Raw genomic sequence first — 19,467 nt, 5'->3', positions numbered from 1 at the left:
CCCAAGGCCTTCTTTATAGTTATTTTCGACTTTGTTCTTGATGACTTTATTATTCGACGCGACAAACATAATCGCAAATTGTATTATTTTAACAATTCATCAGATTATCTTATATTTTAGCTCTACAGATCAGTAAAGAGGTTAGCTATGAATCTTCGCCAGATGGAAGCCTTCCGGGCCGTCATGATGTATGGCTCTGTTTCTCAGGCCGCAAAGCAGCTGTTTAAGACCCAGCCAGCAGTGAGTATGCTGATCAATTCATTAGAACAGGACATCGGCTTTCAGCTATTTGAACGCCGCAAGAAACGCCTCTACCCCACCCCGGAAGCTGACTACCTGTACACTGAAATCGAAGTAATTTTTGAGCGGATTAATGACGTCAGCCAAACCGTACAGGATATCCAGAACAAGCAATACGGTTTCCTGAGAATCGGTTGTATGCCGGGCCCCTCGACCTTTTTTATGCCGCAGCTACTGGCCGATTTTCTGGAAGAACACCCAAAGGTTCAGGCTTCACTACAGACCCGCACCTCAGATGCTATCGCCGAATGGGTGTCATCCAACCAGTACGACCTCGGCCTGGCAGAAGTCACACAGGACAATATCACCCTGTGTAAAACAGAAATGTTCAACCTGAGAGCCATGTGCGCCCTGCCCGCTGATCACCCGTTAGCAAAAGAAGAACTCATCACGCCGGAATTGCTGGACGGCGAACCCATGATCACCCTGCACCCGGATCATATGATCTTTCAGGATCTTCTGCGTTGCTTTGAATCAAGTGGTTATCATATGAATGTACGCCTGCAGACCCGGTTCTTTATTCCGGCGCTAACATTTGTCGAGCGTAAATTAGGGGTTTGTATTCTCGATCCGATTTCTGCATCCAGCTATTGCAGCTACGCACAGCCCGGCAAAGTGGTATTCCGCGATTTTGCCCCAGAGGTCTCGTTAAAGATCGGCATGATCTTCCCGGCGCATAACCCCCGTTCTAAAATCACAGTGGCATTCATGGAGCTATTAAGGGAAAAAATTCTGGATATTCAAAGCAACCCTCAGAAATTACTCAGCTGGGGAAGCTAAAGCGGGCAACAATATAAAGTTTGCTTATGTTGGGTATCCGGGAAATAGACAGATACATAAGATACCGAAAAGGCGTATCCCGCGCCTCAGTTATCTTTTACATTCACAGCTGGAAAAACAGCTTATCAAGCCGTTATTGTTCATCTAAAACCGCAAGTTTTGCGCGAATAAAATCGCTGTGTGAAACATGTATCAAGTCAGCAATTCTGCGTATTAAATGATCTTCGTATTTGCTGATTTCGCCATCTGCTATAGCAACCTGCCATAACATTTTAACTAACTCAAAACGTTGCTCGGGGCTGTAGTGATCGCTGATCAAACTGGTAAACGGATACAGTGATGTTGCACTATTGCTGCGCTGCTCTGCCAGCTCCATAACCGCATTCAACTGCTTTTGATCAAGGTCAAAGCACTTGTTTAATGCCGTTTTTATTGCCTGCTGTTCTTCCGGGTCACGCTTATAATCAGCCTTACTCAGTTCAATAAGCAAAGTTGCAGCCGCCAGCTGTAACGTCTCAGAAGAGTCATTCGCATCATCAACGGATAATTGCTGGGTGAAAAAATGCTTTATTTTATCTATCACTATAGCCTCCGGGCTCAGCTCGCTTTTTAGTCGTTCTTTTAGCTTAACTTGATCAATTATGAAAATGCGAACATATACGAAGCTTATACGTAAAGTTTGACATTAGAAGTATGACCCTATAAAAACGCAAATAATTCCCATTTGTGATTAATAAAAGTAAGTTCATAAAACAAAATCTCTTCATCTGAGATCTTGCCATTGAGTCTTTCAACAGAGATTTAGCATGAGCGTAAACCGCCGCGACTTTTTAAAAACCAGCCTGCAAACCAGTTTGCTGGCGAGCGCAGTTCTTACCGGCTGCGTACCTGTTACCCGAATGCAACAGAACGGCGAATACGACTATACCCTGAGCGTTGAACCGGCTGATCTGGAAATAAGGCCCGACACTGTCACGCCAGGTCTGGGATTCAATGGTGAATATCCTCATGCACCGTTGAAGGCAAAGCAGGGAAAGCCCATCACAATCAGGGTCGTTAACAAGCTACAGCAACCAACGACCATTCACTGGCACGGTATACGCATTGATATAAAAATGGACGGCGTGCCTTTTCTTAGCCAAAAGCCGATCATGCCAGGTGAAACTTTTATCTATCATTTCACCCCACCGGACGCAGGCACTTTCTGGTTCCACCCTCACGTCAACAGCGTGGAACAGTTAGGTAAAGGACTAGTAGGATTACTGATCGTTGAAGAATCCGATTCAGATACATTCTCGCCCAACGAGTTTGCTGCCGACTTACCGCTGATGCTGAAGAACTGGCACTTAAACAAAGATGGTTCTTTCAAACCACTCACCACACCCCGCAACGCGGCCCGTATGGGCACCCCGGGCAACTACGCCACCGTAAACGGGATTAATAAACCGATCATAGATGTACCCGCTGAAGGCTGGTTACGCCTGCGTTTCGCCAACGTCGACAACACGCTGGTCTATAAACTGCGGATTAAAGACTACCCCGCTTACATCATCAGTATTGATGCTAATCCGCTGGCAGAGCCTAAGCGACTCGATAACTATTCCATCGGTGCAGGTATGCGGGTAGATATAGCTATTAAAACCCCGGCAGCCGGTGAAGAAATCCTGATTGAGAACGGTAAAGGTAAGCGCTCTTACCGGGAGTTACTGCGGTTAAAAACTGTTTCCCGGCCATTAAACCAGCCTGCAGCAGAAGCCCCGCCATTGCCGCCACTGAATCCGCTTTCAGAGCCAGATCTGGCTAATGCAACAGTAAAGCGTTTCACTTTTGAATGGGAAGGTGCTGTCACGCCCGCCGATAGCAACGGTAAATCCATGCCCCGGTTCTGGGCCATTAACCGCATTCCATGGACAGGTATGAGCGCAGACAATATTCCGGCACCGCTGGCCACACTGGAACTGGGCAAAACCTATATCTTTGATCTTAAGAATGCGACACCACACCGACACCCGATTCATATCCACGGGGTGATGTTCAAAGTAATTCGCTCTAACCAAAAAAAGATTGATCCTTTCTTTACAGATACCGTATTGATGGAACGTAACGAACAGGTTCAGATTGCGTTTGTAGCAGACAACCCAGGTCGCTGGATGTACCACTGTCATGTAATCGAACATATGAAAACAGGCCTGATGGGCTATATCACTATCGCTTAAACCTGCTTTTTTCAAAGCAATCAGGCTGTAATATATTACTAAAAACTAACCCCCCGCAAACATCGGGGGCTTAGTAACCTGTTACTTCAGAAATATCAGATAGCTTCAGATTCTGTGCTTCAGATTCAGAGCTTGAGCAATAACTCTCTTACCGATTAAAACCATCAAACATGTCCATATATGTCATTGGAAAGTCCTTTACCGCGTCCCGAAATGCATCACTGGCATTGCCGTAGCAGACAATTTCTCTTGGAGTAACTAATGCGAACAGCTCATCTAAGTGCGGCCCTACATTCCCCAGATGCGCCAGTGCTGCATCGCTATCCACATAACGCTCATGAACATGCAACACACTCGAATCAGCACTGAGCGACCACTCATAGGCAACGGCACCTTCTTCCTGTGCTGTAAGTTCGCAAAACTTTTTCGTGACTGTTTTCAAAGCATCTAACTGACCGTCATTAACATCACAGATCAGCGTCCAATAGATTTGATTACCCATAACTCATACCTCTCAAGAATGTCTGTCCGCCAGAAACCTGAATAGCAGATACTTTTATGGTATTTGCTCTTCACTGCTTAAACGGTCACAAAACATAACCCGATAAACACCCCGAGAGATCTGACACTGTAGTTATTTGAAAGACACTGCTTCCAATAACGTAAGTACAAGAATGGCAAGACATCGGCTAAACAGCCAAAAAAAAAGAATATATTTAGCCCCGGTACTGAAAACTGAGTAGGGAAAGAGAATTAAAACGGATACAAAAAAGCACACTCATCGTGAGTGTGCTTTTGAAAATAACACGGCGAAAAAGCTATATTTATTCTTCGTAAATCGCGTAAAACTTCTTCACTTCACCGATGGTTTCCCAGCTGCCGCTAAAGCCAGCTGAGATTGTAAAAGCATCGCCCGCAACAACAGTTTCACTATGCCCTTCTACATCAGTAATAATCGCTTTACCGCTAATGATGTAGCAGAACTCATCTTCTGTGTAATTCAGTTCCCACTTACCTTCAGTGGACGACCAGACACCGCAGAAGAAATTCTCCTTAGTATTGGTAAACATGTTATTGAGCATGTTTGTTGGATTACCACTGATAAGCTTTTCAGCAGCAATTGGAGAAGCTTCTGCATCACCGGTAGAAGCCGGCAGGCGTTGTAGTTTTGACATCGGTATACTCCGGGCTTGAAACATTATGAAATGTTTACAGCCCGGTATGCCGATCAGCGATAGGTTTCCTGATACTGGCGCAACAAGCTGCAAACCATGAATTTAAGGTCCTGCAAGGTGCGCTTAGCACGCTCACCTTTTTGATTCACAACTGTCAGGAACAACGCATGCGTACTTTCCAGATACACCCGCGCTAACCGTTCCCGCTCTTTCACATGTGCATTAATGCCCATGCGTTTGAAAATATCTGCCATTTTGCTGATCACCAGCTCATCGTGCTGGGTATCCAGTTCCCGCAACTCAGGTACTGAGAACATTGCTTGCACCAGCGTCAGCATAGCCTTTTGCTTGCGGTATGCCTTAAGGTTCAGCTGAACCATTTTGTCTACCAGCTCTTCAAGCTCATATTCTTCCACTGGCCAGCCCTGAAACTCCTGCAAAATTGCATCGATCTCATTCAGCCAGCGCAGCCCTATGGCGTACAAAATTGCCTGTTTATTGGGAAAATAGTGATACAGAGAACCAATAGAAATACCAACTTCTTTGGCAATCAGAATGGTATTAAGGTCATCCAGGCCAACCCGTTCCAACAATTCACCGGTTGCATCGATGATCTGCTTTGAACGAAGTTTTGAGCGCCCCTGAACCGGTGCGTTTCTTGGCGATAGATTCTGCTTTGTTTTCATACTTCCAAATATACCTGCAGGACCAGCAAGGCATATTCAGAAGCTGCCAAACTGATCGACGTTAAAAAAAGCGGTCACGAAGCGAATAATACAGCATTCCAGCGACTAATCCCGGCCATCGTAATAAAGTACCACCAGGAAACGTCGGTGTAGGTACTTTAGCAAAGGTATCAAACTTCTCAGCACTGCCACTAATCGCCTCAGCCATTAGCTTTCCACCCAAAGTTGCCAGCGCCACGCCATGGCCTGAATAGCCCTGCGCCACAAACACATTCTGATCGATCCGGTCAAAATGCGGCATACGATTAAGCGTAATAGCCAGGGTGCCGCCCCAGCCATAATCAATGTTCACGTCTTTCAGCTGCGGATAAAACTCCAGCATATACTTACGCACAAAAGACGGGATATCTGCCGGGAAGGTCGAGGTATAGTTTTCACCACCGCCCCATAGCAATCGGTTATCGCCGGACAAACGGAAGTAATTAATCACAAAACGGGAATCCGCGACCGCGTAGTCTTCCCGGTTAATCGCCCGGCATTGCTCATCAGAAAGTGGCTCTGTAGCAATAATAAAATTATTAATCGGCATGATTTTACCGGCGATACGCGGCTCAAGCTTACCCAGATAACCATTGCAGGCCAGCAGAACATACTTAGCTTTTACAGAACCTTCAGTGGTTGTGACGACTGGATTTTCGCCTTTGGTGTAGTCAGTTACCCGGGTATTTTCATAAATACGTACACCCGCTTTTGCCGCTGCTTCAGCAAGGCCCAGCGCATAATTCAGCGGATGCAGATGCACAGCCTCTTTCCACAGCTCTCCGCCATGATAACGGTCAGTGCCAAGCATGCTTTGCACGTCAGACGTATCTACATATTCAATATCTTTGTAACCAATGACATTGCGCTTGTATTCAACACTCTCGCGAATCTCTTCAACATGGCCCGGCTTAGCCGCTACATGTAAGACCCCCTGCTTGAGGTCGCATTCTATCTGGTGCTCAGCGATCAGCGACTTAACCAGTTCAACAGACTCAACAGACATATCCCAAAGACTGTCTGCTGCCTGGCGGCCAACTTTATCGATCATGTCTTCATGATCCATATTCTGCCCCTGGCATACCTGACCACCATTACGACCAGATGCGCCCCAACCTACTTTCTCCGCATCCAGTAACACCACTGAATAGCCTTTCTGGGCCAGATGTAACGCAGCAGATAAACCGGTGAAACCTGCACCAACAATACAAACATCGGCTTCGGTTTCTCCACGCAGTGCCTGCCCCTGTATACCGGCAAGCGTCTGCGAAACATTCGCTGTCGCCGAGTAATAAGAAGGTTCGTATCCTGACAATGTCATATGTGGGTCTCCAACTGCCTCAGTGCATGTCTGCCAGAAGAGCCTGACAAGCTGCTGAATTATCATTGTTTTTTGTCAAATAGCTAGAAAAACCTATTAAAAAAGCGCACCAGACAAAACTCATAAACCGAATAATAATTCGATTAAATCATAGTTACAAGCACCATAAAACAATAATTTTTTCATCTTTTCGTATTGCTTTAAGCTGTTCAATAAAATACCCTAAAACTCGAATGATATTTCGGATTAAGAGTTTTCATTCCATCTATCACTCAGTTAACAGGCAAGTACTTAACAGCAAGATACAGTAAAAAATATATCCCCTAGGTGGCATATAAGGGCTAATTTAATACTGCTAAGCTATTCTTGTACTTGTATGCTAACAATCTGTTTATTAACACAATTTTGCAGAAAGTAGGTCTGTACGGAATTCGTCCATCAGCTACTCTCCTCGACAAGACATTTAAGAAGGTGACTTATGGAAGCCGTAGAAAGCTTTCTCAAAGAACACGGTATCACTGAAGTTGAATCCACCATGCCGGACATGACCGGTAACGCCCGGGGCAAGTTCTATCCAACGAATAAATTCCTGGCAGAGAAAGGCGGCCGGATTCCGGAACAACTTCTGGTACAAACAGTTAACGGCGAATGGGCAGAAAACCACGACGACATTGTCGACCCAACCGATAAAGACATGGTTCTGGTTCCCGATCCTGACTCTTTGCGACTCGTCCCCTGGGCTGACGAACCAACAGCTCAGGTTATCAACGACTGTTTCACCTTCGACGGCGAACCACACCCACTTTCCAGCCGTAATGTGCTGCGCCGGGTACTGAAGCTTTATGAAGAAAAAGGCTTACGTCCGGTTATCGCACCGGAAGTTGAGTTTTACCTGATTGAAAAGAATCTTGATCCTGACTATGAAATCCGTCCGGCAACAGGCCGCTCCGGTCGTCAGGAAACTGCCCGTCAGTCATACAGTATTGATGCAGTAAACGAATTTAACCCGGTCATCGACACACTTTATAACTACTGTGATGCCCAGGGCCTTGATGTAGATACCCTGATTCATGAGTCCGGTGCGGCGCAAATGGAAATCAACTTCCTGCACGGTGACGCACTGAAACTGGCTGATCAGGTATTCGTTTTCAAACGTACCCTGCGGGAAACCGCTCTTAAGCATAATATTTATGCAACTTTCATGGCTAAGCCTATGGAAGCAGAGCCTGGTAGCTCGATGCACATCCACCAGAGTCTGATTGACGACAACACCGGTAAAAACGTGTTTGCCAATGAAGACGGTAGTTACAGTGATATGTTCTATCACTACATGGGTGGCCTGCAGACATTCACTCCAAATGCCATCAGCTTCTATGCACCAAACGTGAACTCGTATCGCCGTTTTGCACCGGACATTGCTGCGCCCGTTAATATGAAATGGGGCATTGATAACCGCACAACTGGCCTGCGAGCACCTGAAGCCGTACCGGCAGCAACCCGAGTCGAAAACCGCTTCCCGGGGGCAGACTGCAACCCTTATCTGGCAATTGCTGCCAGCCTGGCCTGCGGTTATCTGGGGCTGGTTAATAAGATTGAACCGACCAAGCCAACCTTAGGCCCAGCAGTTAAAGACGGCGATTCCGTTGAACTGGCCCGTTCTCTGGAAGAAGGTCTGCGTTTACTGGAAGAATGTCCTGAACTGCAGGAAATTATGGGTTCACGCTTCATCGATGCTTACATCGGTGTTAAGCGGGCGGAGTTTGAAACTTTCCATCAGGTTATCAGTTCATGGGAGCGTGAGTTCCTGCTACTGAACGTATAAACAACCAGATGTAATAAAACCGTGCCGCAGCCATACCCTGCGGCACTAACTACTGGCCAGCGTCATTCGCAGGCACCAAAACGTGAGGCAGAAAATAATGAAAACAGCTTTACCATCCCGATTAAAACTTATCGCGTCATCAATGGCGATCGGCTTATCCGGCATGACTATGTCTGCCCAGGCGGAAGAAGTTCTGAACTTCTATAACTGGTCTGATTATATTGCCGAAGACACTATTGAACGCTTCGAAGCTGAAACCGGTATTAAGGTGACCTACGACGTTTACGACAGTAACGAAACACTGGAAGCTAAACTGCTGGCAGGTAACTCAGGATACGATCTGGTTGTACCAAGCTCCACCTTCATGCGTTTGCAAATTGCCGCTGGCATTTTCCAGCCAATGGACCGCAACCAGCTACCTAACTTTGAAAATTTAGACTCTTCACTGCTGGAAACATTAGCCAGCGCTGATCCGGGTAACAAATACGGTCTGCCATACCTGTGGGGAACCACCGGCATTGGTTACAACGTCGATATGGTAAAAGCTGCACTGGGTGAAGACGCCCCGGTAAACAGCCTGGATCTTATCTTCAAGAAAGAAAACATCGAAAAACTGGCTGACTGTGGTGTCACTATTCTCGACTCCCCTAACGAAGTTATGCCACTGGTACTGAACTACCTGGGTAAAGACCCTAACAGCAACAAGCGTAGCGACTATAAAACAGACGCAGAAGCTGCAAAACTGTTGAAGAGCATCCGTCCATACGTACGTCAGTTCCATTCTTCGCAGTACATCAACGATCTGGCTAACGGCGACATCTGTGTTGCTATCGGTTTCTCCGGTGATGTTTTCCAGGCACAGTACCGCGCCATTGAAGCTGAAAACGGTGTAAACATTGAATACACTATTCCTAAAGAAGGTGCTGAAATCTGGTTCGATATGATGATGATTCCAGCTGATGCAAAGAATGCTGCAAACGCGCACAAATTTATCGACTTCGTTATGCGTCCGGATGTAATTGCACCAATCACTGAATACGTGGCTTACGCAAACCCTAACGCTGCAGCTAACGAACTGGTTGATCCGGAAATTACCGGTAACCCAAATATTTACCCAACAATAGAAGTGCGTGAACGTCTGTTCCTGGGTACTCAGACACCTCCAAAGGTAGCAAAAGTACAGAACCGCACCTGGTCTGACATTAAAACCGGTCGCTAAGCTCTAAATTAAGCTGAACTTAGTGCACTAAGGTTAAGTAGATCAAAAAGCCTCTGCGGATTTCCCCAGGGGCTTTTTTGCATCCACCGTAAAAACCGTTACGCTTAGAGCCTGCCTAACATTCAATCTGTCACATAGAAGCCACAGTGAATATCACCGTTCTAGACTCAAAAACAGTTAACATAAAAAAAGTTGGCTCAAAAAGCGCCACTGAAATTGCTGCCTTAGCGATATGCCTTACCAATGAAATCATTGAGCGAACCGGCATTCAGCATTTCGATGTCGACTTGCCTGGTACAACCGCCCTCTGCAAACGCTTGCTTGAGGAACAGCGTTATCAGGTTCTGGCCGCCTGGCAAGATAAGCAGATTATTGGTTTTCTGGCATTGTGTGAAAGCTTTGCACTCTATGCAGAAGGCAGCTTCGGTATTATTCAGGAATTTTACGTACTGCCAGAACATCGCAGCCAGAAAGTCGGTGAAGCTCTGCTACATGAGGCAAAGAAATACGCCAAAAGTCAGGCATGGAAAAGACTCGAACTATGTACGCCTCCAGTTGCTGAATTCCAGCGTACCGTCGACTTTTACAGCAATCAGGGCTTTGAGGTTACTGGCGGCTATAAAATGAAACTGCCTATCCAATAAACTTCAGGCACCCTCTCCCTCTGGTACTATCAAACCACAGAAACGTGGCCCTACTGTTCAGTTTTTAAACAGGCGTAAGCTGAAAGCCTGACTAAAACAACGGACAGTTGAGGGGCAGGTTATGCAACAAAGCGACAGAATTAAGGCTCAAAGCCAGATACAAATTGATAATCAGGATGTTGTTGTCACAGAGTGGCGCTTTGCACCATTCGCTGAAACCGGCTGGCACAAACATTCAATGGCTTATATCGTCGTGCCACAAACCAGCGGCAGATTATTACTGGAAACAAAAAACGGAAAACAGGAAAGCGAACAATTTTCCGAACTAACCGCCGGAGAATCCTATTACCGTCCTGCCGGAATAGAACACAACGTTGTTAACGCTAACGAACACGAATTTGTGTTTATCGAAATAGAGTTAAAACGTTAGACTGTTGTCGTTTTGCTACGGTTAAAACCTGGCAAGCGCCGTAAGCAAATACTGAATAACCAGACACATCAGATAAGCGCTACTGACCAGGAAGGGACAATACTGCTATGACACAGCGACGCATCATTCAGATCAGTGATATCCATCTGACAGCCTACCCGAACCAGGATCTCTACGGTGTCGATACAGCTAACTCCCTGGAAAGAGCAATAACTGATATACAAAACCTTGAGCCAGCTGCTGATCTGATCATTGTCACCGGAGATATTACTGAAGACGGATCTGAGACGAGCTACCTGCGATTCGCCAAATTGATGGAAGCACTGAATTGCCCGGTATATGTTTTATCGGGGAATCACGATTTGCCTGCAAACATGGCCAGTGTCTTCGCCACATCCCCCATCATTAAGTACCAGCAACACATCGAACTCAATGGCTGGCATCTGTTACTACTGGACTCTCAAGTGCCAGGAGAAGAGTTTGGTCAGTTAGATAACAATCAGTTACTGCTGCTTGAGCAGGGCTTAGAGAATGCAGGACAGGCCCCTGTACTTGTCGCCCTTCACCACACACCCGGTAAAGTTTGCCCCTCTTCCGGTTGCCAGCTACACCAGCCTGAAGACTTGCTACATATGCTCTCTGAAGCGCCCAATGTTCAGGCAGTCATCGCAGGGCACACCCATAACGACAGTGACCAGTCAGTCAACGGCATACGGGTACTCACCTGTCCTTCAACTTTTGCCTATGCTCATCATGCCCAGATAGAAGACAATGTTGACCACGAAGATTTTTGGGCCTCTCATCAACTGGACATCAACCGGCAAGGCTATCGGATCATAGATATCAACGGTGCAGAAATAACAGCAACGCGAATTGCCTGGTTTTAATCAACAGACAGGGATTAATCAACTGACAGGAGTTAATCAGCCAGTTTCCGGGCAATCAGTGTATGCATATGCCAGTGCTTACTTCGCCCAAGGGCCGTCTGTCCCAAATCATTCCGTTCATGACGATAGATAATTTCAAATCCGTCAAAAAGTGCATCTACCTGAGACGGCATAAACGCGGATACATCATGATCAGGGCTATTTACCCAGCTATCCTCTACACCCAGTAAATCACCACTAAAGATTCCACCGACAGGTAACGCAGCCAATATCTTTTGCCATACATCGGCAAAAACAGGCTGAGGACAGAAAAACAAACTCGAGTTGGCAACAATCAAACTTGTCGGGGAATATTGAAAATCAGCAAAACTCGCCTGAGAAAGACTCAACCCAGATGCACCGGCAAAGCGCTGCCGACAAACATTCAGAGGCTCTTCTCGTACATCAAAGCCATGTACCTGAAACCCCTGCTCCAGCATATAAGCAATATCACTGCCGGTACCACAACCACAATCCAGAACAGTTTTCGGTAGCTCTGTTTCCTGAGTTTTTAATTCCTGATCTTTTAACGCCTTGTCTTTCAATAGTAATGCTTTTACCGCCATAGCCGTCAGTTTACGGTGCGGCTGCGCACTGACCTGCGCATAGTATTTTTGCCAGCGAGCTTCAGCCGCTTCCTCATTCATCACTGGGTGGATTTCCTTATAACTCTTTATCTTTATAGCACTTTTTCTGTATAGCTTTTTGTATGTATAGCTCGACTTACTTTGCCGAACGGTAATAGCGGCTTCGGTCTAACATCTCATCCCGTCTCAGTTCCAAACGCTCTATTTTACGTTCGTAATAGGCTTCACTAAAACCACCACCTAGGCTGTAGTCCATATCAGCACTGTAAAGAAACTGCCGGGCTGTGCCTATCTGTCGTTCAATCCAGTAAATATCCTGCCCTTCGCGGTAACCGTCCAAAAAAGCTGACTCGTTATGATCGATGCAAAATCCCTGGTACTTATAGCCTTTACGGGCCGCTATAAAGCCGGACTCAGCTGTGCAAAAATCAGGCACACCAGCTTTATGGCCGGCACTGTAAGCTTCGTAGTCAGGACTAATTCCATGTTCAAAACAGGCATCCCGGTGCTCATCATACCGATTAACAGTCGCCCCTTTCATGGCATCTGCATAACCAATGTCCTGCCACTGGCCATCCAGACATTGCTGTTTATTCAAACTCGCACAGGCCGACAGCATAAGCACTGTCGTCAATAACAACACATACTTCATAATCATCGCCTCTTAACCGGCTGTATATGATCTTCTGACAGGTAATCAACAGAGTGATTCCCAGAAAGGTAATAATGAATGAGCTAACCATTTATAAATAAGCAGCACGGAGCCTACTCAGAATACTTTCCTATTAACCCACAACACTCATTCATAAGCTTCGCACGATATTCCTGCTCAATTTTCGCCAAAATAGGGTCCAGCTCAATTATCCTTTCAAGATTCCAAAGAAGCCGTTCCGAACCTATAGGAAGCTCTGCAGGAATAGCCTGTCTAAAGTCACTAAAAACAGGATACTTTTCCACCCATTCGTCACCAAGATTATAAAGGCAAGCCAGTATATGATTGACTCCCGTGGTTATACCTTGCTGACCCGCAACAAAACTTCGTGCTGCAGACACTAACCGCTTCAGTCTTGCTACTTTTTGTTCAGGAGTCATATGTAGAATAAAAATCCTTTTTCATCATGAGCTATTAACAACAACTATTCACAAAATGCTTAGTGCTTTTCGTTATTCAACATCAGCCGGAAGCCATACACCGGAAAACCTTGCTGAGAAAAGTCCAGATCAGGCGAGCGCTTAAAACCGGTTTTTTCATATAACCTCCAGGCAATATCCATCACCTGTGTCGTATGTAAAATCACCTGCTTATTGCCACTTTCCTTAGCCCGTCTGATACATTCATTGGTAAGTGCACTTCCTACTCCCATCCCCGCAGATTCAGGATGCACTGATAGTAAACGGATTCCAGAAGCCTCCTGCTCCTGCGTTGCAATTCCCCCGGAACCATATGCGGACATATCGCTGTAATAAACAACGCCACCTACTATTTCATTCTCTGAATTTTCTGCCACCAGTACCTGCGTATAAAGCTGTTCGTTCAGACTACCGATGTTACTCAGCGTCACATAGTAATCAGGCTGTTCTGTCGGACTGGGAAAGCCATCGAGTTTCGAATACACAGTAACAGTCAAATCGCCAAGAAGTGCGTATTCGCTATTTTTAATTTCTCTGATACTTAATGTCTGAGCCACTCAGAAACACCTTAAAACGTTGTTTAATACACTTAATATCTAAGTTAACAATTAAATAAGCAAGACATCAGGATTAAGAGTTAAAAAATCACTACACATAAAAAAACCGCTTATCTGCAAAATACAGATAAGCGGCTTATGAAAAGAAGCTTAAAGAAAAAGGGTTTAGCTTTGTCTTAAAACTAGTCGTGGATACCGCCCAGCAGGGTGTATTTGATTTCCAGATAATCTTCGATGCCGTACTTAGAGCCTTCACGACCAACACCGGATTCTTTTACCCCGCCGAAAGGCGCAACCTCAGTAGAAAGAATACCTTCGTTCACTGCCACCATGCCGTATTCAAGACCTTCCGATACACGGAATACCCGGCCCAGATCACGGCTGAAGAAGTACGCCGCCAGACCATACTCAGTATCATTAGCCATCTGAATCGCTTCCGCTTCTGTTTCAAACCGGAACAACGGTGCAATCGGGCCAAAAATTTCTTCTTTTGCTACCCGCATTTGCGGTGTTACATCTGCCAGCACAGTAGGCTCAAAGAAGTTACCGCCCAATGCATGGGGCTGACCACCACAGAGAACTCGGGCACCTTTTTCCACCGCATCATTAAGCATACCGGTGACTTTCTCTACCGCCTGACCATTAATCATCGGCCCTTGCTGGAAATTACCCTCCAGACAGTTACCGGTCTGCAGCTTTGCTACTTCTACCGCATATAGTGCAGCAAACTCTTCATACACTCCGCTCTGTACCAATACACGGTTAGCACACACACAGGTCTGACCGGCATTACGGAATTTAGAAGCAATTGCTCCCTGTACGGCCTTATCCAGATCGGCATCATCAAAGATGATCAGAGGTGCATTACCACCCAGTTCCAGCGACATTTTCTTAACAGTATCAGCACATTGACGCATCAGTTGCTTACCCACTGCCGTTGAACCGGTAAAAGATAACTTACGTATCACAGGGCTATCAGTCAGTGTTTTACCTACCTCAACCGGGCGCTTAGTTGTCACGACGTTCAGCACTCCTGCAGGAATCCCGGCACGTTCTGCTAATACCATCAGCGCCAGAGCAGATAACGGCGTATCTTCCGCTGGCTTCAGCACCATAGTACAGCCGGCAGCCAGCGCAGGTGCGGCCTTACGGGTTATCATGGCATTAGGGAAGTTCCAGGGCGTAATGGCAGCAACCACACCAATCGGCTCTTTAGTGACCAGAATTCGCTTATCTGCTGCGTGGGTTGGAATAACATCACCGTAAGTACGCTTACCTTCTTCTGCAAACCACTCAATGAATGATGCGCCGTACATGACCTCACCACCGGTTTCTGCCAGTGGCTTGCCCTGTTCAGCAGTCATTAGTAATGCCAGATCATCCTTTGCAGCAACAATCAGTTCGTACCACTTACGCAGAATGACGGCCCGCTCTTTAGCGGTTTTTGCTTTCCACAAAGGCAAGGCACAATTTGCAGCCTCAATCGCCCGCTGAGTTTCTGCAGCGCCCATATCAGGAACAGTTGCCAGCTGCTCACCATTGGCCGGATTCACCACAGTGTTAATTTTCGCCTCATCCGCATCCAGCCACTGACCATTAATATATGCTTGCTGACGGAACAGATCCGCATCCTGTAAATTCAACATGTTGTCTCCTGAATTCTATGTGTGGTCTTTGCACGTGCACATCACTAGTGTGATCCCGCGCCTCATGCAAAGGCTTCTATGTATAAATCTGTATTTATAAATCTCTATTTTTAAATCTATAGCCATAAATCTATGGGTATAAAAAAACCGCCAGCGGGCGGTTTTTAATATTCATTACCCGGTAGCAGCGTTAACTGATAACCCGGTCCTGACGTAACTTAACGATCTCTGCAGCATCCAGCCCCAGCCCTTCCAGCACTTCATTACTGTGCTCGCCCAGCAAAGGTGATGCCGATCCATATTCAACAGGTGTTCCGGAAAACTTAACCGGATTCGCCACACCAGGCACAGTACCTATCTCCGGGTGTTGTAAGTTCAGCTGCATTTTGCGGTGTTGCACCTGCGGATCAGTAAATACCTGATCCAGTGTATTAATCGGCCCGCAAGGTACGCCGCAACCTTCCAACTGAGTTAGCCACCAGTCACTGCTATGTTGCTGCATCAGATGTTTGATTAACGGAATCAGATCGGTACGGTTCGCTACCCGCTGCGGGTTAGTGGCAAACGCAGGATTCTCGGCAAGATCAGCTGCACCAGCCAGTTCACAAAACGCCCGGAACTGTTTGTCATTACCAACCGCCAGAATGATATGGCCATCTGCTGTCGCAAAGGCTTCGTAAGGCACTATATTCGGATGCGCATTCCCCAGCCTTGGCGGGGCCTCTTCTGCGACCAGAAAATTCATTGCCTGATTCGCCAAAGCAGCCACCTGAACGTCCAGTAAGGACATATCAATATGCTGACCTTCACCTGACTGTTCCCGGTGCAATAACGCAGCCTGAATAGCGGTGACTGCATATAAGCCGGTCATAACATCCGCCAGCGCTACGCCAACCTTCACAGGCTGACCTTCAGGCTCACCGGTGATGCTCATCAGGCCTCCCATTGCCTGAATCATGAAGTCGTAACCGGCACGATGTTTGTAAGGACCGTCCTGACCAAAACCGGTAATCGAGCAATATACCAGTCGCGGGTTAACCGCTTTCAGACTGTCATAGTCCAAGCCGTATTTGCTCAAGCCACCCACTTTGTAATTCTCGATAATCACATCCACTTCCGCGGCCAGTTTGCGTACCAGCGCCTGGCCATCTTCTGTGGTGATATCAATGGCGACTGATTTTTTGCCCCGGTTAGCACTGTGATAATAGGCAGCATCACCCGGGTTACCTTCAGCATCTTTTACAAAAGGAGGTCCCCAGCGACGAGTGTCATCACCACTTTCAGGACGCTCAACTTTAATTACTTCAGCACCATAATCCGCCAGTGTCTGCCCCGCCCAGGGACCCGCCAGAATACGGCTAAGATCCAGTACCCGGATATGTGAAAGTGCGCCCATCGGAATAACCTCCTGTCACACTTAGAAGAATGCCTGAATGCCAGTCTGTGCCCGGCCAAGAATCAGTGCGTGAACGTCGTGCGTACCTTCGTACGTATTTACCGCTTCCAGATTCATCACATGACGGATAACACCGAACTCATCGGAGATACCGTTGCCACCGTGCATGTCCCGCGACATACGTGCGATATCCAGCGATTTACCGCAGTTATTCCGCTTTAACAGAGAGATCAGTTCAACCGGGCAGGCATCCTGATCCATCAGACGACCCATTTGCAGACAAGCCTGCAAACCCAGAGTAATTTCTGTCTGCATGTCTGCCAGTTTCTTCTGAATCAGCTGGTTAGCCGCCAGTGGGCGACCAAACTGGATCCGGTCAAGCGTATACTGCAACGCACTGTGCCAGCAGAATTCAGCAGCGCCTAACGCACCCCAGGCAATGCCAAAACGGGCTTTGTTCAGACAACCAAACGGACCTGCCAGACCTTTAACATCCGGAAACATATTCTCTTCAGGTACAAAAACATCATCCATAACGATTTCACCGGTCACCGATGCCCGCAGAGAAAATTTACCTTCGATCTTCGGCGCACTCAGGCCTTGCATACCTTTTTCAAGAATAAAACCACGTACTTCGCCATCCAGCTTCGCCCAGACAACAAACACATCCGCTACCGGTGAATTAGTAATCCACATTTTCGCGCCCTTCAGCTGATAACCACCATCAACCTTTACTGCACGGGTTTTCATATTATTCGGATCAGAACCGACATCCGGCTCAGTCAGACCAAAACAGCCAATCCATTCACCACTGGCCAGTTTTGGCAGGTATTTCATACGCTGCTCTTCGGTGCCGTAGCTATAAATAGGATGCATGACCAGTGATGACTGCACGCTCATCGCGGAGCGGTAGCCGCTATCGACTCTTTCAACTTCCCGGGCAACCAGTCCGTAACACACATAATTCACTTCAGCGCCGCCATACTGTTCCGGCAAAGTTGCACCCAGTAAGCCCAGTTCACCCAGTTCGGGCATGATTTCAGTATGAAAAATTTCATGACGGTTTGCTTCGGTTACCCGCGGCAGCAATCGCTCCTGGCAATATTCTCTGGCAGTGTCGCGTACCATGCGTTCTTCTTCGCTCAGTTGCGCTTCAATAGATAACGGATCCTGCCAGTCAAACGCCGGCTTTTTAACAGACTTACTCATGTTCATTGCCCTTGAAAATCGATGTCCGGATAACCGAAAAATAAACGAGATAGAATTCATACTACTCCCCTCCGCCAGAAGGGGTACATACCCTTTATGGGTAGCACAAAGCAGTAAACCCTGTATTAACGTTCTATTTTCATAGATATTACATATGTATGCGTTGATATAGATCTGCCAGCACAACAGTCTGGCTAAAGAATCAAAAGAAATAGAATGACGTTCCACTGGATGGATACATTCAGAGGTACAGGTAAGCCGATGACATACCCCTTCCCGCTTCCGGATAACGAATCACAGCGCCTGCTGGCACTGGAAGATTACGATATTCTCGACTCTCTCCCTGAACAGGCCTACGACGATATAGCCAAACTGGCAGCCTTTGTCTGCGGTGTAGATAAAGCCATGGTAGCCTTCGTCGATGCCGAACGAAAATGGCACAAAGCCAAACATAACATTGCCCCGGTTGAAGTCCCCCGCGGCTTTGCGATTTGCTCGCAAACCGTCATGGGCACTGAGCCTTTTATCGTTACCGATACACAAAAAGACCCACGGGTAAAAGATATAGGTATGGTCATCAATCCGCCTTTCGTGCGCTTTTATGCCGGCGTCCCACTGATTGATGATGACGGTATGGTACTAGGCACTTTGTGTGCGGTAGATACCCAACCGCAAAGTATGTCGGAGCAGCAGACTGAAGCCCTCACTGCACTGGGGAATCAGGTTATGCAGTTATTACGGCTACGCAAGTCGCTTAAAGTACTGGAAATGCGGGAACGACAACTGAGCGAGTCTAAGCGTCGGCTGGATGGCGCAAACCATGAGTTACGTCGCCTGACCATTACCGATGAACTCACCGGGCTGAATAACCGCCGGGCGTTCAATACCGCCCTCACCCGAAATACCTTATTGGCAAACAAGAACAACACAGCGCTTAGCCTGCTGGTAATTGATATTGATCACTTCAAAACACTTAACGATAACTGTGGCCATAGCTTTGGCGACACAGTACTGACGCAGGTTGCCAGTTTGCTGCAACAACGTGCACGTAGTCAGGATTTCTGTGCCCGCTATGGCGGTGAAGAATTTGTAGTACTACTGCCAGGCACCGAATTACAGGGCGCCGCTAAACTGGCTGAAGAATATCGGGAGACTGTCGCCAACACTGACTTTGACAGTGAAAAGCTTACCATCAGTATCGGTGTTGCCGAATTCCGGGGACAGTCTCCGGAAGACTTATTCGATGCGGCAGATAAAGCGCTGTTAACGGCTAAACGTCAGGGTCGAAACCGTGTCATTTCCGATCAGACTGTAGCCTGACAGAACACAGACTCAACATCGCTTCTCTGACCTTCTGCTATTCAGTCTCTTTAGCCATCAAAC

Annotated in this window: 20 protein-coding genes; 8 read left to right on the top strand and 12 right to left on the bottom strand. The window is 47.0% G+C overall.

Annotation, left to right across the window (positions count from 1 at the left end; translation table 11 throughout):
• Positions 1-147: 147 nt before the first annotated feature.
• Positions 148-1,080, top strand: a complete 933-nt coding sequence (locus OCU49_RS07605) for a LysR family transcriptional regulator (protein WP_261844382.1) — start codon at positions 148-150, stop codon at positions 1,078-1,080.
• A gap of 133 nt (positions 1,081-1,213) precedes the next feature.
• Here the strand turns inward: OCU49_RS07605 and OCU49_RS07600 are convergent, their stop codons facing one another.
• A complete protein-coding gene (locus OCU49_RS07600; RefSeq protein WP_261844381.1) occupies positions 1,214-1,663 on the bottom strand; it encodes a tellurite resistance TerB family protein in 450 nt (149 codons plus the stop codon).
• A 223-nt stretch (positions 1,664-1,886) separates the two neighbouring features.
• Between OCU49_RS07600 and OCU49_RS07595 the strand changes: the two genes are divergently transcribed.
• A complete protein-coding gene (locus OCU49_RS07595; protein WP_261844380.1) occupies positions 1,887-3,296 on the top strand; it encodes a multicopper oxidase family protein in 1,410 nt (469 codons plus the stop codon).
• A 148-nt stretch (positions 3,297-3,444) separates the two neighbouring features.
• On the opposite strand, the gene OCU49_RS07590 is transcribed toward OCU49_RS07595, so the two are convergent.
• The 4 genes from OCU49_RS07590 to OCU49_RS07575 all read right to left on the bottom strand — a co-directional run bounded on the left by OCU49_RS07590 (position 3,445) and on the right by OCU49_RS07575 (position 6,517).
• Positions 3,445-3,798 (bottom strand): putative quinol monooxygenase, encoded by a 354-nt coding sequence (locus tag OCU49_RS07590; protein WP_261844379.1) that lies wholly within the window; start codon positions 3,796-3,798, stop codon positions 3,445-3,447.
• A 322-nt stretch (positions 3,799-4,120) separates the two neighbouring features.
• Complete coding sequence (locus OCU49_RS07585; protein ID WP_261844378.1) at positions 4,121-4,471, bottom strand: cupin domain-containing protein; 351 nt, start codon at positions 4,469-4,471, stop codon at positions 4,121-4,123.
• A gap of 53 nt (positions 4,472-4,524) precedes the next feature.
• The gene (locus tag OCU49_RS07580; protein WP_261844377.1) at positions 4,525-5,157 is read right to left on the bottom strand and encodes a TetR/AcrR family transcriptional regulator; all 633 of its coding nucleotides are present in this window, start codon (positions 5,155-5,157) and stop codon (positions 4,525-4,527) included.
• A 61-nt stretch (positions 5,158-5,218) separates the two neighbouring features.
• Positions 5,219-6,517, bottom strand: coding sequence for an NAD(P)/FAD-dependent oxidoreductase (locus OCU49_RS07575; RefSeq protein WP_261844376.1), 1,299 nt, complete (start codon positions 6,515-6,517; stop codon positions 5,219-5,221).
• Between the two features lie 478 nt (positions 6,518-6,995).
• Between OCU49_RS07575 and OCU49_RS07570 the strand changes: the two genes are divergently transcribed.
• From OCU49_RS07570 to OCU49_RS07550, 5 genes are all read left to right on the top strand, one after another.
• Positions 6,996-8,339 (top strand): glutamine synthetase family protein, encoded by a 1,344-nt coding sequence (locus tag OCU49_RS07570; RefSeq protein WP_261844375.1) that lies wholly within the window; start codon positions 6,996-6,998, stop codon positions 8,337-8,339.
• Positions 8,340-8,436: 97 nt separating this feature from the next.
• Positions 8,437-9,558: a polyamine ABC transporter substrate-binding protein gene (locus tag OCU49_RS07565; RefSeq protein ID WP_261844374.1), complete on the top strand. Its 1,122-nt coding sequence runs from the start codon at positions 8,437-8,439 to the stop codon at positions 9,556-9,558.
• Between the two features lie 146 nt (positions 9,559-9,704).
• Positions 9,705-10,202 (top strand): GNAT family N-acetyltransferase, encoded by a 498-nt coding sequence (locus tag OCU49_RS07560; RefSeq protein WP_261844373.1) that lies wholly within the window; start codon positions 9,705-9,707, stop codon positions 10,200-10,202.
• A gap of 121 nt (positions 10,203-10,323) precedes the next feature.
• Positions 10,324-10,632 (top strand): cupin domain-containing protein, encoded by a 309-nt coding sequence (locus OCU49_RS07555; RefSeq protein ID WP_261844372.1) that lies wholly within the window; start codon positions 10,324-10,326, stop codon positions 10,630-10,632.
• A 107-nt stretch (positions 10,633-10,739) separates the two neighbouring features.
• The gene (locus OCU49_RS07550; protein WP_261844371.1) at positions 10,740-11,519 is read left to right on the top strand and encodes a metallophosphoesterase; all 780 of its coding nucleotides are present in this window, start codon (positions 10,740-10,742) and stop codon (positions 11,517-11,519) included.
• Between the two features lie 32 nt (positions 11,520-11,551).
• On the opposite strand, the gene OCU49_RS07545 is transcribed toward OCU49_RS07550, so the two are convergent.
• The 7 genes from OCU49_RS07545 to OCU49_RS07515 form a co-directional block, all read right to left on the bottom strand.
• Positions 11,552-12,205: a class I SAM-dependent methyltransferase gene (locus OCU49_RS07545; protein WP_261844370.1), complete on the bottom strand. Its 654-nt coding sequence runs from the start codon at positions 12,203-12,205 to the stop codon at positions 11,552-11,554.
• Positions 12,206-12,281: 76 nt separating this feature from the next.
• On the bottom strand, positions 12,282-12,797 hold the full coding sequence (locus tag OCU49_RS07540; RefSeq protein ID WP_261844369.1) for a DUF2799 domain-containing protein: 516 nt from the start codon (positions 12,795-12,797) through the stop codon (positions 12,282-12,284).
• A gap of 113 nt (positions 12,798-12,910) precedes the next feature.
• Positions 12,911-13,237: a hypothetical protein gene (locus OCU49_RS07535; protein WP_261844368.1), complete on the bottom strand. Its 327-nt coding sequence runs from the start codon at positions 13,235-13,237 to the stop codon at positions 12,911-12,913.
• Positions 13,238-13,296: 59 nt separating this feature from the next.
• Positions 13,297-13,833 carry a GNAT family N-acetyltransferase gene (locus OCU49_RS07530; protein ID WP_261844367.1) on the bottom strand — a complete coding sequence of 179 codons (537 nt, stop codon included), beginning with the start codon at positions 13,831-13,833 and terminating at the stop codon, positions 13,297-13,299.
• 182 nt (positions 13,834-14,015) lie between these two features.
• The gene (locus tag OCU49_RS07525) at positions 14,016-15,479 is read right to left on the bottom strand and encodes an NAD-dependent succinate-semialdehyde dehydrogenase (RefSeq protein WP_261844366.1); all 1,464 of its coding nucleotides are present in this window, start codon (positions 15,477-15,479) and stop codon (positions 14,016-14,018) included.
• A gap of 190 nt (positions 15,480-15,669) precedes the next feature.
• Positions 15,670-16,875, bottom strand: a complete 1,206-nt coding sequence (locus tag OCU49_RS07520; RefSeq protein ID WP_261844365.1) for a CaiB/BaiF CoA transferase family protein — start codon at positions 16,873-16,875, stop codon at positions 15,670-15,672.
• 21 nt (positions 16,876-16,896) lie between these two features.
• Positions 16,897-18,084, bottom strand: a complete 1,188-nt coding sequence (locus OCU49_RS07515; protein WP_261844364.1) for an acyl-CoA dehydrogenase — start codon at positions 18,082-18,084, stop codon at positions 16,897-16,899.
• 216 nt (positions 18,085-18,300) lie between these two features.
• Between OCU49_RS07515 and OCU49_RS07510 the strand changes: the two genes are divergently transcribed.
• The gene (locus tag OCU49_RS07510) at positions 18,301-19,404 is read left to right on the top strand and encodes a sensor domain-containing diguanylate cyclase (protein ID WP_261844363.1); all 1,104 of its coding nucleotides are present in this window, start codon (positions 18,301-18,303) and stop codon (positions 19,402-19,404) included.
• Positions 19,405-19,467: the final 63 nt, after the last annotated feature.

The sequence above is a fragment of the Aliamphritea ceti genome, from assembly GCF_024347215.1.
GTDB lineage: Bacteria > Pseudomonadota > Gammaproteobacteria > Pseudomonadales > Balneatricaceae > Amphritea > Amphritea ceti.
Note: the sequence above shows the minus strand (reverse complement) of the source record. Positions and strands in the feature narration are given on the sequence as shown.

Coding starts and splice junctions, on each gene's coding strand:
- OCU49_RS07605 (WP_261844382.1), top strand. CDS start 148: ATGAATCTTCGCCAGATGGAAGCCTTCCGGGCCGTCATGATGTATGGC.
- OCU49_RS07595 (WP_261844380.1), top strand. CDS start 1,887: ATGAGCGTAAACCGCCGCGACTTTTTAAAAACCAGCCTGCAAACCAGT.
- OCU49_RS07590 (WP_261844379.1), bottom strand. CDS start 3,798: ATGGGTAATCAAATCTATTGGACGCTGATCTGTGATGTTAATGACGGT.
- OCU49_RS07585 (WP_261844378.1), bottom strand. CDS start 4,471: ATGTCAAAACTACAACGCCTGCCGGCTTCTACCGGTGATGCAGAAGCT.
- OCU49_RS07580 (WP_261844377.1), bottom strand. CDS start 5,157: ATGAAAACAAAGCAGAATCTATCGCCAAGAAACGCACCGGTTCAGGGG.
- OCU49_RS07575 (WP_261844376.1), bottom strand. CDS start 6,517: ATGACATTGTCAGGATACGAACCTTCTTATTACTCGGCGACAGCGAAT.
- OCU49_RS07570 (WP_261844375.1), top strand. CDS start 6,996: ATGGAAGCCGTAGAAAGCTTTCTCAAAGAACACGGTATCACTGAAGTT.
- OCU49_RS07565 (WP_261844374.1), top strand. CDS start 8,437: ATGAAAACAGCTTTACCATCCCGATTAAAACTTATCGCGTCATCAATG.
- OCU49_RS07555 (WP_261844372.1), top strand. CDS start 10,324: ATGCAACAAAGCGACAGAATTAAGGCTCAAAGCCAGATACAAATTGAT.
- OCU49_RS07550 (WP_261844371.1), top strand. CDS start 10,740: ATGACACAGCGACGCATCATTCAGATCAGTGATATCCATCTGACAGCC.
- OCU49_RS07545 (WP_261844370.1), bottom strand. CDS start 12,205: ATGAATGAGGAAGCGGCTGAAGCTCGCTGGCAAAAATACTATGCGCAG.
- OCU49_RS07540 (WP_261844369.1), bottom strand. CDS start 12,797: ATGAAGTATGTGTTGTTATTGACGACAGTGCTTATGCTGTCGGCCTGT.
- OCU49_RS07535 (WP_261844368.1), bottom strand. CDS start 13,237: ATGACTCCTGAACAAAAAGTAGCAAGACTGAAGCGGTTAGTGTCTGCA.
- OCU49_RS07525 (WP_261844366.1), bottom strand. CDS start 15,479: ATGTTGAATTTACAGGATGCGGATCTGTTCCGTCAGCAAGCATATATT.
- OCU49_RS07520 (WP_261844365.1), bottom strand. CDS start 16,875: ATGGGCGCACTTTCACATATCCGGGTACTGGATCTTAGCCGTATTCTG.
- OCU49_RS07515 (WP_261844364.1), bottom strand. CDS start 18,084: ATGAGTAAGTCTGTTAAAAAGCCGGCGTTTGACTGGCAGGATCCGTTA.
- OCU49_RS07510 (WP_261844363.1), top strand. CDS start 18,301: ATGACGTTCCACTGGATGGATACATTCAGAGGTACAGGTAAGCCGATG.